Consider the following 11,984-nt stretch of genomic DNA (forward strand, 5'->3'; position numbering starts at 1 on the left):
TGTTCAGATGCTCAGGCCTTTGTAGAGCATGTAGGCCGCGAGCAGGTACAGGATGCCGGCGAACACCCGCTTGAGCGATTGGACGGGCAGGGCGTGTGCGGCTTTCACGCCCAGCGGCGCCATGAGCACGCTGGCGATGGCGATCACCAGCAGCGCCGGTGTGTACACGTAGCCCACCGCGCCCACGGGCAAGTCCGCCACGCCCTGGCCCGCCACCACGTAGCCCAGCGCGTTGGCCAGCGCGATCGGGAAGCCCAGCGCCGCGCTGGTGGCCACGGCGTTGTGGATGGCGACGTTGCACCAGGTCATGAACGGCACGCTGACGAACCCGCCACCCGCGCCCACCAGCCCCGACAGAAAGCCGATGGCCGAGCCCGCGCCGAGCTGGCCCGCCGTGCCCGGCAGGGTGCGTGTGGGCTTGGGCTTCTTGTCCAGCAGCATCTGCGTGGCCGAGAAGCCGACGAAGGCGGCGAACACGATGGCGAGCCACGCGCCCTTGAGCAGGGCGAACACGCCCAGGCTGGCGAGCGCCGCGCCGAGCACGATGCCGGGCGCGAGGCGCTGGACGATGTCCCAGCGCACCGCGCCGCGCCGGTGGTGCGCGCGCACGCTGGAGATCGAGGTGAAGATGATGGTGGCCATGGAGGTGGCGATGGCCATCTTGACGGCGAGATCGAGGGCGACGCCGCGCGCGCTCAGGATGGCGCTGATGAAAGGCACCATGAGCATGCCGCCACCAATGCCCAGCAGGCCAGCCAGGAAGCCCGTGCACAGGCCCAGGACAACCAGTTCGGCAATGAGCAGAGGTTCAAGAAACATGAAACATGAGGGGGACTGCGGCCAGTCGCCGGAAGCACGAGCGGGGGAGCGCGGCATCAAGGGTGCCCGTGGAACCGGCTTCGCCGGGCCACAGGGCATGTCCCCCCTCCCGCAGGAGAGGGGGGAAGCCGCGAAGCGGCGCAGGGGGGTGTATCGAATAAGGTGCCTGCAAGTGCCGCCGGACCGTCATCCTGAACCGGGGTTCAGGTGGGCCAGGGCAGCGTGACTTCGGGTTCATCTGACGCGAGATGCTCACACCCATCAGGCAATGTACCTAGTCCGTGCTCAATGAGCATTGGTTCAAGGAAATATAAAGCCCGGCGCGCACTGCAGACGGTTCAAATTGTAGGCGCTGCGGTGACCTCATGTGGACCGCTGGTCCAGAAAAAAAGCAGATCGACCGACGGGCTGCGTGTCCGCTGACTCAGATCAACTGGCCGTCGCGTCCGAGTGTGTGGTCCAGGCGGCGGATCAGTTCATCCATGCGGGCCTGGGCCGCCGGGTCCAGCGGTTCGGCCGCCGACGCTTCCGCGGTGTCCGGGCCTGGTTCGGTGTGGTCGAAGGACGAGGCCTGGTAGATCTGGGATTCTTTCTGCGAGAGCTCGAACGCGAGGTTGAGCGAGGCCAGCACCGCGATGCGGTCGCGTGCCTTCACCTTGCCTGCGTCGCGGATGCGGCACATGGCCGTGTCGACCCGTTCGACCGCGTCGAGCAGCGCGGATTCGCCACCGATCGGGCACGCGAGCAGGTAGCTCTGCCCCATGATCTGGACTTCAACCTGTTTGCTCGCGGGCTTGTTCATTCGCTGTCCTTGCGATGGGCCTCGGGGGTGTCGGCCTCCGGCAGGCGTTCGAGCAGCGCTTCGATGCGTGCACGCGCCGTGTTCAGGCGCGATTTGAGCAGGTCGCGCTCGGCCTGCAATGCCAGCACCTGGTCCATCAACAAGGCGTTGGTGCGCTGGAGTTCCTCATGGCGCAACAGCAGGCGCTCCACGCGTTCGGTGATCTGGTCAAGGTACTTGGGATCGGCCATGGTGACGAATTGTTGCTGAGACATTGTAGGGTTGCCGCGAAAACCCGGGGCTTACAATGCCGCTTGTTGGTGCTCGCGGTGTGGTTCACACGCCGCAGTTCAACGGGAAGCAGGAGGGAATGTTCACGCCGAACGGACCTAACCTGCGCTGCCCCCGCAACGGTAAGCAGACGAGCCGCCTGATGCTCTCAGGTCGCTCCGCGTTCATCCCACAGCCACTGGAGAACTGGTTCAGGCCAGATCACCGGGAAGGCGATGAAGGTCGATCTGCCAGCCCGGATACCGGCCAACGAGGTGGTGGTGCGTTCATGAAGGGCGTGCCGTCGTGACGCTCAGGCACCGTCGGGGAAGGCGGTGAGGGCACATCAGCTCCCTTGTTTCTCATGAAAAACCGTTTCTCGCGCGCTCCCACGGCGGCGCTGCCTTTGGCCATCCTCGTCTCGTCCTTGTCCCATGCCCAGACCGCGCCAGCACCGGATCTGCCCGAGGTCGTGGTCACGGCCACCCGCTCCGACACCCGTGCCGACATCCTGCTCAGCGACGTGGTGGTGATCGAATCCGAGGCGATCCAGCAGGCGTCGGGCCGCACGTTGTCCGAGCTGCTGACCCGAAACGCCGGCCTGCAGATGTCGTCCAACGGGGGCCTGGGCAAACAGTCGGGGCTTTTCGTCCGCGGTACGGAAACCCGCCACGTGTTGTTGTTGATCGATGGCGTGCGCTACGGTTCGTCCACCTCGGGCGCGGCCTCGTGGGACAACATCCCGCTGAGCGCCATCGAGCGCATCGAGGTGCTCAAGGGCCCGGCCTCGGCGCTGTACGGCAGCGACGCGGTGGGCGGTGTGGTGCAGATCTTCACGCGGCGCGGCGAGCCCGGCTTTCACCCCAACGCCAGCGTCACGCTGGGCAGCTACGGGCACCGCAGCGCCAGCGCCGGCCTGAGCGGCGGCAGCGAAACCTTCACCTATTCGCTCAACGCCGGCACCGTGCGTGAAACCGGTTTCTCCGCCACCAACCCAGACGTGGCCTTTGGCGGCCACAACCCCGACAACGACGGGTTCGATCAGGACAGCGCCTCGGGCTCGATGCGCTGGACCCTGGCCCCCGGCTGGACCACGGATGCGCATTTCAGCCAGGCCAACGGAAGCTCCGGCTTCGATCGCGGGCCGGGCGACTTCGACGTGCACTCGGACGCGGTGACCCGTGTGCTGGGCTGGGGTCTGGAGCGCCAATGGTCGCCCCAGGCGCGCACTCAGCTGAAGCTCTCGCGCAGCGACGACCGCTCCACCTCTTTTGAGGAACTGTCCACCTCGCGTTTCGACACCGAGCAGACCCAGTTGACGCTGCAGAACGACTGGAAGACCGCGCTGGGCAATGCCATCGTGGGCTTCGACGCCGTGAAGGAGTCGGTGGACAGCACGCAGGCCTACGCGGTCAACTCGCGCACCACCCGGGCGCTGTTCGCGGGCCTGCAGGGCGAGGCGGGCCGCCACCTCTGGCAGGCCAACCTGCGGCGCGATCAGAACTCGCAGTTCGGGGGCGCCACCACCGGCGTCGCGAGCTACGGTTTCCAGCTCACGCCCCATTGGCGCCCGCACCTGGCCTACGGCACCTCGTTCAAGACACCGTCGTTCAACACCCTGTACTGGGTGTCGCCCTTCTTCGTGGGCAACCCGAGCACCCAGCCCGAGCGGGGCAAGAACCGCGAGTTCGGCCTGACCTACAACCGCGATGCGCATGAAGTCAAGCTGACCCGTTTCGATAACCGCGTGCGCGGCTTCATCACCACCCAGCCGGTGGTGGAAAACGTGCCGCAGGCGCGCATCGAAGGCTGGTCGCTGGCGTACGCGGCATCGGCCGGGGCGTGGTCGTGGAGCACGCAGCTGGAGCTGCTGGACGCGCGCAACCTGGCCAACGGGCGCAAGCTGCAACGGCGCGCCGATGAAACCCTGACCGCCAGCCTGGACCACCAGCTCGGCGCCTGGACCTGGGGCGCGTCCCTGCTGGCCATGTCGGGCCGTTTCGACGACGCGGCCAACACCGTGCCGCTGGCCGGCTTCGCCACGCTGGACCTGCACACACGCTACCGGCTGGACCCGAACTGGTCGCTGAACCTGCGCCTGAACAACCTGGCCGACAAGGCCTACGAGACGGCGCGGGGCTACAACCAGCCCGGCCGGGCCGCCTACGTGACCGTGGACTGGAGGCCGCAGCGGTGAAGACCACCTGCCCGGCCATCCTGGTCGCGGCCCCGGCCTCGGGCCAGGGCAAGACCACCGTGACGGCGGCGCTGGCGCGCCTGCACGCGCGCGCCGGGCGGAGGGTGCGGGCGTTCAAGTGCGGGCCCGATTTTCTGGACCCGATGTGGCTGGAGCTGGCCACCGGCCACCCGGTGCACAACATGGACCTGTGGATGACCGGTGAGGCGGACGCGCGGGCGCGTCTGCACGCGGCCGCGCAGGAGGCCGACCTGATCATCGTCGAAGGGGTCATGGGCTTGTTCGACGGCGAACCGAGCGCGGCCGATCTGGCGCGGCGCTTCGGCCTGCACGTGCTGGCGGTAATCGACGCGTCGGCCATGGCCGGCACGTTTGGCGCGCTGGCCTTTGGTCTGCAGCACTACCGCCCGGGTCTGCCCTGGGCGGGCGTGCTGGCCAACCGCGTGGCCAGCGAGCGGCACGCGCAGATGCTGCGCGACGCGCTGCCCGCGGACGGCGGCGCGGCGCCGTCGGGCTGGCTGGGCGCGGTGATGCGCAACCCGGCGTTCACGCTGCCCGAGCGCCACCTGGGCCTGACCGTGGCCACCGAGCTGCCCGACGCGCTGGCCCGGCTCGACGCCGCGGCCGACGCGCTGGTGGACACCCCGCTGGGCCAGATGGACGCGGCCGCACTGACGCGCTGGTCGGTGGTGTTCGAGGCGCCCGCCGAGCCGGCCGCGGTGGCGCCGCTGCTGGCCGGCAAGACCGTGGCCGTGGCGCGCGACGCGGCGTTCTGTTTCATCTACGCCGCGAACCTGGACACCCTGCGCGCGCTGGGCGCCCGGGTGGTGTTCTTCTCGCCGCTGGCCCATGAACCCCTGCCCGCGTGCGACGCGGTCTGGCTGCCCGGCGGCTACCCGGAGCTGCACGCCGAGGCCTTGTCCGCCAGCCAGGTGAGCCGCGACAGCCTGGCCGCGCATGTGGCTGCCGGGCGCCCGGTGTGGGCCGAATGCGGCGGGATGATGGCCCTGTTCGATGACCTCGTGGACCCGCAGGGCCAGAGCCATGCCCTGTGGGGCCTGCTGCCCGGCGTGGTGCGCATGCAGCCGCGCCTGGCCGCGCTGGGGCCGCAGAAGCTCGCGCTGGCGCAGGGCGAACTGCGGGGCCACACCTTCCACTATTCGCGCTGCGAGACGGCGCTGGAGCCGGTGCTGCACACCGCCTCGGCGCGCGCAGGCGCGGCCGGTGCGGGCGAGGCGGTGTACCAGCGCGGCGCGCTGCGCGCCAGCTATTTCCATGCCTGGATGGCCTCCAGCCCGGCGGCCACGGCGGCGCTGTTTCTGCCCGAAGGAGCCACCGCGTGAACACCCACCTGGGCCCGCAGCGCATCGTCTGCCTGACCGAAGAGACCACCGAGTGGCTCTACCTGCTCGGACAGGAGCACCGCATCGTGGGCATCTCGGGCTACACAGTGCGCCCGCGCCGTGCGCGCGAGGAAAAGCCCAAGGTGAGCGCGTTTCTCAACGCGAAGATCGACAAGATTCTGGAGCTGCGGCCCGACTGCGTGTTCGGTTTCTCCGACCTGCAGGCCGACATTGCCGCGGCGCTGATCCGCGCCGGTGTGCAGGTGACGGTGTTCAATCAGCGCAGCGTGGACGAGATCTTTTCCATGCTGTACCAGGTGGCGGCCATGGTGGGGTGTGCCGAAGAAGGGCTGGCCTGGATCGCCGCCACGCGCACCCGGCTCGACGCCATCGGCCAGTCGGTGCGGGTGCTCGAAGCGTTCGGCAAGCGCCGCCCGCGGGTGTTCTTCGAAGAGTGGGACGAGCCTCACATCAGCGGCATCCGCTGGGTGTCCGAGCTGCTGGGCATCGCCGGGGGCGAAGACGTGTTTCCGGAGTTGGCGCTTGAGTCCCTGGGCAAGAACCGCATCATCGCCGACCCGGCCGAGATCGTGCGCCGCAACCCCGACATCGTCATCGGCTCCTGGTGTGGCAAGAAGTTCCGGCCCGAAAAAGTGGCCGCGCGCGCCGGCTGGCAGGACGTGGCGGCGGTGAAGACCGGGCAGCTGTTCGAGATCAAGTCGGCCGACATCCTGCAGCCCGGCCCGGCCGCGCTCACCGATGGCGTGGCGCAGATGCAGCGCATCGTTCTGCAATGGATGGAACAGCATGGTTGACGTGGCGCGCAGCGAATTCATCCTTGGCGGCCAGAAGAGCGGCAAGTCGCGCCGCGCAGAAATGCTGGCGCGGCAATGGCTGGACGCGTCTCCCGCGCACCGCGCGGTGTTGATCGCCACCGGCCAGGCCTGGGACGATGAGATGCGCGAGCGCATCGCGCGCCACCAGCGCGATCGCGCGCAGCGCGTGCCGGGCATGGCGACGGTGGAGGAGCCGCTGGCGCTGGCCGAGGCCCTGCGCCAGCACAGTGCGCCGCACACGCTGGTGGTGGTGGACTGCCTCACGCTGTGGCTGACGAACCTGCTGATGCCGATGGACGGCGCGGCGGCCGACCCCACCGAGCCGGCCCGGGTCTTGTGCGGCGCGATCGAACAGGCCGCCGGCCCGGTGGTGCTGGTAGGCAATGAAATCGGTCTGGGCGTGATCCCGATGGGGCGCGAGGTGCGGGCTTTCGTGGACGCGCTCGGCGGCTTGAACCAGGCCGTGGCCGCCGCCTGCGAGCGTGTCACGCTGATGGCGGCGGGCCTGCCACTCCTATTCAAAGGGACATGATGATTCACCTCCCGAAGTTCCTTGGGCGCCTCTGGCGATGGGGGTTCGCGGCCTGGCTGCTGGTGGGCGCGGGCGCGCTGCACGCCGCAGGCATCGAGGTGGTGGACGACCGCGGTGTGACCGTGCGCTGGGACGCGCCGCCGCAACGCATCGTGACGCTGTTGCCGTCGCTCACCGAAACCGTGTGCGAGCTCGGCCAGTGCGGGCGGCTGGTGGGGGTGGACCGCTATTCCAACTGGCCCGCGTCGCTGGACAAGCTGCCGCGTGTGGGCGGCGGCATCGATCCCAACGTGGAGGCCATCGTGGCGCTGCGGCCCGATGTGGTGCTGCTGGCGCAGTCCTCGCGGGTGATCGATCGGCTGGAGGGACTGGGTCTGAAAGTGGTGGCGTTGGAGCCCAAGAGCCATGCCGACGTGCAGCGCGTGCTGGGCAAGGTGGGGAGGGTGCTGGGCGTGGACGCCGCGCAGAGCCAGCGCGTGTGGCGCCACATCGACGCGGCGGTGTCGGCGGCGGCGCAGTCGCTGCCGGCGCGCGTGAAGAACACGCGGGTGTATTTCGAGGTGAACCGCGCGCCCTACGGTGCGGGCACCTCGTCGTTCATCGGCGAGACGCTCACGCGTCTGGGCGTGCAGAACATCGTGCCCGCGCACCTGGGGCCGTTCCCCAAGCTCAACCCCGAATTCGTGGTGCGCGCCAACCCGGACTTGATCATGGTGGGCGACCGCAACTTCGAGGGCATGACGCAGCGGCCCGGCTGGCGCGGCATCCGCGCCGTGCGCGAAAACCGCCTCTGCGTGTTCCCCGACGCCGAATCCGACGTGCTGGTGCGACCCGGCCCGCGCATGGCCGAAGCGGCGCGCCTCATGGCGCGCTGCCTGCAGGACAAAGCCCCATGAGCCCAGGCAACAACGCCGCCGCACACCCCGCCGCCATGGCCCCCATGCCCCGTCCCGTCACCCGCGCGCTGAGCCTGGCCGTGGGGCTGGTGTTGCTGGGCGGGGTGCTCGGAGTGCTGGGCCTGGGGGTGGGCAGCACCGGTCTGGAAGCGGTGTGGACCATGCTCGCGGACCCGGTGGCCGCGCAGATCGTCTGGGACATCCGCGCGCCGCGCACCGTGGGTGCCTTCGCGGCCGGGGCCCTGCTGGGCCTGGCCGGCGCGGTGGCGCAGGGGCTGTTTCGCAACCCGCTGGCCGATCCGTTTCTGCTCGGCAGTGCCTCGGGCGCTTCGTTGGGCGTGGCGCTCGCGCTGGCGGGCCTGGGTGTCTCGCCGTTCGCCACGCAGTGGGTGGTGCGCCTGGGCCTGACCGGCGCGGCCTTCGTGGGCGCGGTGCTCGCGGTGCTGCTCACGCTGGCGCTGGCGCGCGGTGTGCAGCACACGCTGCGCCTGCTGCTCGCGGGGGTGGTGGTGGGGGTGGTGCTGGGCGCCATCACCTCGTTGGTCACGCTCAGCGTGCCCGAAATCCTGCAGGCCATGCAGGCCTTCATGCTGGGCTCCACCGGTTTCGTGGGCTGGGCGTCTTGCCTGCTCATGGGCGGCATCGGCTTCGTGTGCCTGCTGCTGGCCTGGGGCCTGTCGCGCGTGCTCGACGGCCTGGCGCTGGGCGAGGCCACGGCGCTCAGCCTGGGCCTGCCGCTGGTGCCGCTGCGCGCCGCGCTGGTGGGGGTGCTCGCGCTGGCCACCGGCACGGCCGTGGCGCAGACCGGCTTGATCGCCTTCGTGGGCCTGGCCGCGCCGCACCTGGTGCGCGCCGTGGTCAAGACCACCCACGCCTGGCTGGTGCTGCTCGCCAGCCTCATGGGCGGCGTGCTGCTGATGCTGGCCGACACCCTGGCGCGTGGCCTGATGGCGCCGCAGGAGCTGCCGGTGGGCGTGCTCACCGCCGTGCTGGGCGGCGGCTACCTGCTCTGGCTGATGCGCCGGCGGGTGGGGTAGGGCAAAGGAAGACCCGATGGACATCTGTATGGAACAAGCCACCGCACTGCAGGCGCTGAACCTGAGCGCCAGCCTGGGCCACGGCGCCGCGCACCGGCTGGTGCTGCACGGCATCGATGTGTCGCTCGCGGCGGGCCGCTGGACCAGCATCGTCGGCCCCAACGGCGCGGGCAAGTCGACCCTGCTGCGCGCGCTGGCCGGTGTGTTGCCGCACGGTGGCGAGGTCCTGCTGCACGGCGAGTCCATACCCGGCATGGCGCCGCGCGAACGGGCCCGTGCCCTGGCCTGGCTGGCGCAGAGCGGCGCGGGCGAGGCCAGCGCCGACGACCTCACCGTGCACGACGTGGCGCTGCTCGGGCGCCTGCCGCACCAGGCCTGGCTGGCCCCGCCGAGCGACGCCGACCACGCGGCGGTGGAGCGCGCGCTGCGTCAGACCCAGGCCTGGGAATGGCGCGCGCGGCCGCTGGGCTCGCTCTCGGGCGGCGAACGCCAGCGCGTGTTGCTGGCGCGACTGCTGGCGGTCGAGGCCGGTGTGATGCTGATGGACGAGCCGCTGGCCAACCTCGACCCGCCGCACCAGGCCGACTGGATCGCGCTGGTGCGCGAGCTGGTGGGCCAGGGCCGTACGGTGGTGAGCGTGCTGCACGAGATCACGCTGGCGCTGCTGGCCGACGACATCGTGGTGATGCAGCAAGGCCAGGTGCGCCACACCGGGCCCTGTGCCGAGCCTGCGGCGCACCGCGCGATCGAAGCCGTGTTCGACCACCGCATCGCCATCCATCCCCTGGGCACGCGCTTCGTCGCGCTGCCCCCATAGACCCCAAGGAACCCCATGCAGATCGAAACCCCACCCACCGAGAAGCGCTACGAGAAGCCCGAGGGCGAGCGCCGAGGCCTCGTGATCGTGCACACCGGCGACGGCAAGGGCAAGAGCACGGCCGCCTTTGGCCTGGCCATGCGCGCGCTGGGCCGCACGCACGTGCACGGCAAGCGGGTGAAGATTTTCCAGTTCATGAAAGTGCCCAGCGCGCGCTTCGGTGAGCACCGGGTCTTCGAGTGGCTGGCGGAGGTCGGGCCGCCGCCGGGCCGCTTCCAAGGCGGGCCCGCCCCCTCGGAGGGCAGCGAGCCGCAAGGCAGCGCAGCGTGGGGGCCCCTGATCGAGGGGCTGGGCGATGGATTCAGCTGGAAAAGCCAGGACCTCGAACACTCCGCCCAGCTCGCGCGCGACGGCTGGCAGAAGGCGAAGGCGGCGATCCTCGGCGGTGAACACTTCATGGTCACGCTCGACGAGCTGACCTACCCGCTGATCTACGGCTGGCTGCCGCTGGACGATGTGCTGCAGACGCTGCGCGAGCGCCCACGCGACGTGCACGTGGTCATCACCGGGCGGCGCTGCCCGCCCGAGATCATCGAGCTGGCCGACACCGTGACCGAGATGACCCTGGTGAAACACGCGTTCAAGGCGGGCATTCCCGCGCAACGCGGCATTGAGGACTGAAGCCCCCATGCCCCATTCGCCCACCCCCAGCCAGGCCTTCTCCCCGGTCGAACGCGATGCCGTGTACCGCGCCATCTTCGAGCGGCGCGACATGCGCCACTTCGCGGGCGGGGCGGTCGCTCCGGAGGTGATGCAACGCCTGTTGACCGCAGCGCACCACGCGCCCAGCGTGGGGTTCATGCAGCCCTGGCGCTTCCTGCGCGTGGCGTCGCCGGCGTTGCGGCGCGCGCTGCAGGCGCTGGTGGAGCAGGAACGGGTGCTGACCGGGCATGCGCTGGGCCAGCGCGAAGACGCGTTCATGCGGCTCAAGGTGGAGGGGCTGATGGACGCGGCCGAAGTCTGGGTGGTGGCGCTGGCCGACGGCCGCGAGCGGCATGTGTTTGGCCGCAGGACCCTGCCGCAGATGGACCTGGCCTCGGTCGCCTGCGCCATTCAGAACCTCTGGCTCGCCGCACGCGCCGAGGGGCTGGGCATGGGCTGGGTTTCGATGTTTGACCCGGTGGCCGTGGCCTCGCTGCTGGGCATGCCCGCCGGGGCCGAGCCCGTTGCCTTGCTGTGCATCGGGCCGGTGCACCATTTTTACGAGGAGCCGATGCTCCAGCAGCAGCGCTGGGCCCAGCGCAGTGCGCTGGACAATATGCTGTTTGAAGACGCCTGGGGCCAGCCCCTGGGCCAACGTGAAACGGTGGCGGGGTGACCCCCCGTTGCTTGAACCCTAGGAGACCTACCGATGACCACAACCACGACCACCCTTCCTGCCGCCGGGCAGCCCCTGCATTTCCATGCCCCGCGCAAAGCACCGGCTCCCGCGGTCGACACCGGCCGGCGGGTCTGGGCGGTGGACGAGGTCCAGGCGCTGTTCGACCTGCCGTTCTCCGATCTCATGTACCGCGCGCAGACCGTGCACCGCGAGCACTTCGACCCGACCGAGGTGGAGCTGGCCACGCTGTTGTCGGTGAAGACCGGCGGCTGCCCCGAAGACTGTGGCTACTGCCCGCAGTCGGTGCATTTCGACACCGGCGTTGAGGCCGGCAAGCTCATGGGCGTGGACGCGGTGCGCGAGGCCGCCCAGCGCGCCCGGCAGGCCGGGGCCACGCGCTTTTGCATGGGGGCCGCCTGGCGCGCGCCCAAAGACCGCGATGTGCAGGCCGTGGCCGAGCTGGTGCGCGCCGTGAAAGAGGAGGGCCTGGAGGCCTGCGCCACCCTGGGCATGTTGTCCGAGGGGCATGCCGAGACCCTGCGCGACGCCGGCCTGGATTACTACAACCACAACCTGGACAGCGCGCCCGACTTCTACGGCGAGGTGATCACCACGCGCGACTACCAGGACCGCCTGGACACGCTGGAGCGCGTGCGCGGCGCGGGCGTGAAGGTGTGCTGCGGCGGCATCGTGGGCATGGGCGAGTCGCGCCTGCAGCGCGCCGCGCTGGTGGCCCAGCTCGCCAACCTCTCGCCCGACTATCCCGAGTCGGTGCCGATCAACCACCTGGTGAAGGTGGCGGGCACGCCGCTGGCCGACCAGCCCGACCTGGACCCGCTGGAATTCGTGCGCACCATCGCCGTGGCGCGCATCACCATGCCGCGCGCGCGGGTGCGCCTGTCGGCCGGGCGCCAGCAGATGAGCGATGCCGTGCAGGCCCTGTGTTTCGTGGCCGGTGCCAATTCCATCTTCTACGGCGACAAGCTGCTGACCACCGGCAACCCCGACGTGGAACGCGACCGCGAGCTGCTCAGGCGCCTGGGCCTGAAAACCCGCCACACCTTCGGCGGTTGAC

The 11,984-nt window shown here is 70.1% G+C and carries 13 protein-coding genes, 1 other RNA gene and 1 riboswitch; of the genes, 10 read left to right on the plus strand and 4 right to left on the minus strand.

Annotated elements, in window-relative coordinates; translation table 11 throughout:
- Nucleotides 1-3: 3 nt before the first annotated feature.
- The 4 genes from KIH07_RS14795 to KIH07_RS14810 all read right to left on the minus strand — a co-directional run bounded on the left by KIH07_RS14795 (nucleotide 4) and on the right by KIH07_RS14810 (nucleotide 1,851).
- A complete protein-coding gene (locus KIH07_RS14795) occupies nucleotides 4-819 on the minus strand; it encodes a sulfite exporter TauE/SafE family protein (protein ID WP_226492701.1) in 816 nt (271 codons plus the stop codon).
- 159 nt (nucleotides 820-978) lie between these two features.
- Nucleotides 979-1,158: non-coding RNA, 6S RNA (gene ssrS, locus KIH07_RS14800), on the minus strand.
- Between the two features lie 85 nt (nucleotides 1,159-1,243).
- On the minus strand, nucleotides 1,244-1,621 hold the full coding sequence (locus tag KIH07_RS14805) for a cell division protein ZapA (RefSeq protein WP_226492702.1): 378 nt from the start codon (nucleotides 1,619-1,621) through the stop codon (nucleotides 1,244-1,246).
- Nucleotides 1,618-1,851, minus strand: a complete 234-nt coding sequence (locus tag KIH07_RS14810) for a DUF904 domain-containing protein (RefSeq protein ID WP_226494718.1) — start codon at nucleotides 1,849-1,851, stop codon at nucleotides 1,618-1,620. Before KIH07_RS14810 ends, KIH07_RS14805 begins: the two co-directional genes overlap by 4 nt.
- A gap of 50 nt (nucleotides 1,852-1,901) precedes the next feature.
- Nucleotides 1,902-2,157: riboswitch (cobalamin riboswitch) on the plus strand.
- A gap of 77 nt (nucleotides 2,158-2,234) precedes the next feature.
- On the opposite strand from KIH07_RS14810, the gene KIH07_RS14815 reads away from it, so the two are divergent.
- Genes KIH07_RS14815 through bioB form a run of 10 tightly spaced genes read left to right on the plus strand, consistent with a single transcriptional unit; the run spans nucleotide 2,235 to nucleotide 11,983 of the window.
- Nucleotides 2,235-4,067, plus strand: coding sequence for a TonB-dependent receptor domain-containing protein (locus tag KIH07_RS14815; protein WP_226492703.1), 1,833 nt, complete (start codon nucleotides 2,235-2,237; stop codon nucleotides 4,065-4,067).
- Nucleotides 4,064-5,410 (plus strand): cobyrinate a,c-diamide synthase, encoded by a 1,347-nt coding sequence (locus KIH07_RS14820; RefSeq protein ID WP_226492704.1) that lies wholly within the window; start codon nucleotides 4,064-4,066, stop codon nucleotides 5,408-5,410. Before KIH07_RS14815 ends, KIH07_RS14820 begins: the two co-directional genes overlap by 4 nt.
- A complete protein-coding gene (locus KIH07_RS14825; RefSeq protein ID WP_226492705.1) occupies nucleotides 5,407-6,225 on the plus strand; it encodes a cobalamin-binding protein in 819 nt (272 codons plus the stop codon). The genes KIH07_RS14820 and KIH07_RS14825 overlap by 4 nt, the downstream gene beginning before the upstream one ends.
- A complete protein-coding gene (locus tag KIH07_RS14830; RefSeq protein ID WP_226492706.1) occupies nucleotides 6,218-6,778 on the plus strand; it encodes a bifunctional adenosylcobinamide kinase/adenosylcobinamide-phosphate guanylyltransferase in 561 nt (186 codons plus the stop codon). The genes KIH07_RS14825 and KIH07_RS14830 overlap by 8 nt, the downstream gene beginning before the upstream one ends.
- Nucleotides 6,778-7,674, plus strand: a complete 897-nt coding sequence (locus KIH07_RS14835) for an ABC transporter substrate-binding protein (RefSeq protein WP_226494719.1) — start codon at nucleotides 6,778-6,780, stop codon at nucleotides 7,672-7,674. Before KIH07_RS14830 ends, KIH07_RS14835 begins: the two co-directional genes overlap by 1 nt.
- 35 nt (nucleotides 7,675-7,709) lie before the next feature.
- Nucleotides 7,710-8,711, plus strand: coding sequence for a FecCD family ABC transporter permease (locus tag KIH07_RS14840; RefSeq protein WP_413465805.1), 1,002 nt, complete (start codon nucleotides 7,710-7,712; stop codon nucleotides 8,709-8,711).
- Between the two features lie 28 nt (nucleotides 8,712-8,739).
- Nucleotides 8,740-9,528, plus strand: a complete 789-nt coding sequence (locus KIH07_RS14845; protein WP_226492707.1) for an ABC transporter ATP-binding protein — start codon at nucleotides 8,740-8,742, stop codon at nucleotides 9,526-9,528.
- Nucleotides 9,529-9,543: 15 nt separating this feature from the next.
- The gene (cobO, locus tag KIH07_RS14850) at nucleotides 9,544-10,209 is read left to right on the plus strand and encodes a cob(I)yrinic acid a,c-diamide adenosyltransferase (protein WP_226492708.1); all 666 of its coding nucleotides are present in this window, start codon (nucleotides 9,544-9,546) and stop codon (nucleotides 10,207-10,209) included.
- A 7-nt stretch (nucleotides 10,210-10,216) separates the two neighbouring features.
- The gene (gene bluB, locus KIH07_RS14855; RefSeq protein ID WP_226492709.1) at nucleotides 10,217-10,906 is read left to right on the plus strand and encodes a 5,6-dimethylbenzimidazole synthase; all 690 of its coding nucleotides are present in this window, start codon (nucleotides 10,217-10,219) and stop codon (nucleotides 10,904-10,906) included.
- 33 nt (nucleotides 10,907-10,939) lie between these two features.
- The gene (gene bioB / locus KIH07_RS14860) at nucleotides 10,940-11,983 is read left to right on the plus strand and encodes a biotin synthase BioB (RefSeq protein WP_226492710.1); all 1,044 of its coding nucleotides are present in this window, start codon (nucleotides 10,940-10,942) and stop codon (nucleotides 11,981-11,983) included.
- Nucleotide 11,984 lies beyond the last annotated feature (1 nt).

The organism is Hydrogenophaga taeniospiralis (assembly GCF_020510445.1).
Taxonomy (GTDB): Bacteria; Pseudomonadota; Gammaproteobacteria; order Burkholderiales; family Burkholderiaceae_C; genus Hydrogenophaga.

What these genes read in the sequence shown, in the direction of transcription:
- KIH07_RS14795 (WP_226492701.1), bottom strand. Translation starts at nt 819, where the DNA reads ATGTTTCTTGAACCTCTGCTCATTGCCGAACTGGTTGTCCTGGGCCTG.
- KIH07_RS14805 (WP_226492702.1), bottom strand. Translation starts at nt 1,621, where the DNA reads ATGAACAAGCCCGCGAGCAAACAGGTTGAAGTCCAGATCATGGGGCAG.
- KIH07_RS14810 (WP_226494718.1), bottom strand. Translation starts at nt 1,851, where the DNA reads ATGGCCGATCCCAAGTACCTTGACCAGATCACCGAACGCGTGGAGCGC.
- KIH07_RS14815 (WP_226492703.1), top strand. Translation starts at nt 2,235, where the DNA reads ATGAAAAACCGTTTCTCGCGCGCTCCCACGGCGGCGCTGCCTTTGGCC.
- KIH07_RS14830 (WP_226492706.1), top strand. Translation starts at nt 6,218, where the DNA reads ATGGTTGACGTGGCGCGCAGCGAATTCATCCTTGGCGGCCAGAAGAGC.
- KIH07_RS14835 (WP_226494719.1), top strand. Translation starts at nt 6,778, where the DNA reads ATGATTCACCTCCCGAAGTTCCTTGGGCGCCTCTGGCGATGGGGGTTC.
- KIH07_RS14840 (WP_413465805.1), top strand. Translation starts at nt 7,710, where the DNA reads ATGGCCCCCATGCCCCGTCCCGTCACCCGCGCGCTGAGCCTGGCCGTG.
- KIH07_RS14845 (WP_226492707.1), top strand. Translation starts at nt 8,740, where the DNA reads ATGGAACAAGCCACCGCACTGCAGGCGCTGAACCTGAGCGCCAGCCTG.
- cobO (WP_226492708.1), top strand. Translation starts at nt 9,544, where the DNA reads ATGCAGATCGAAACCCCACCCACCGAGAAGCGCTACGAGAAGCCCGAG.
- bluB (WP_226492709.1), top strand. Translation starts at nt 10,217, where the DNA reads ATGCCCCATTCGCCCACCCCCAGCCAGGCCTTCTCCCCGGTCGAACGC.
- bioB (WP_226492710.1), top strand. Translation starts at nt 10,940, where the DNA reads ATGACCACAACCACGACCACCCTTCCTGCCGCCGGGCAGCCCCTGCAT.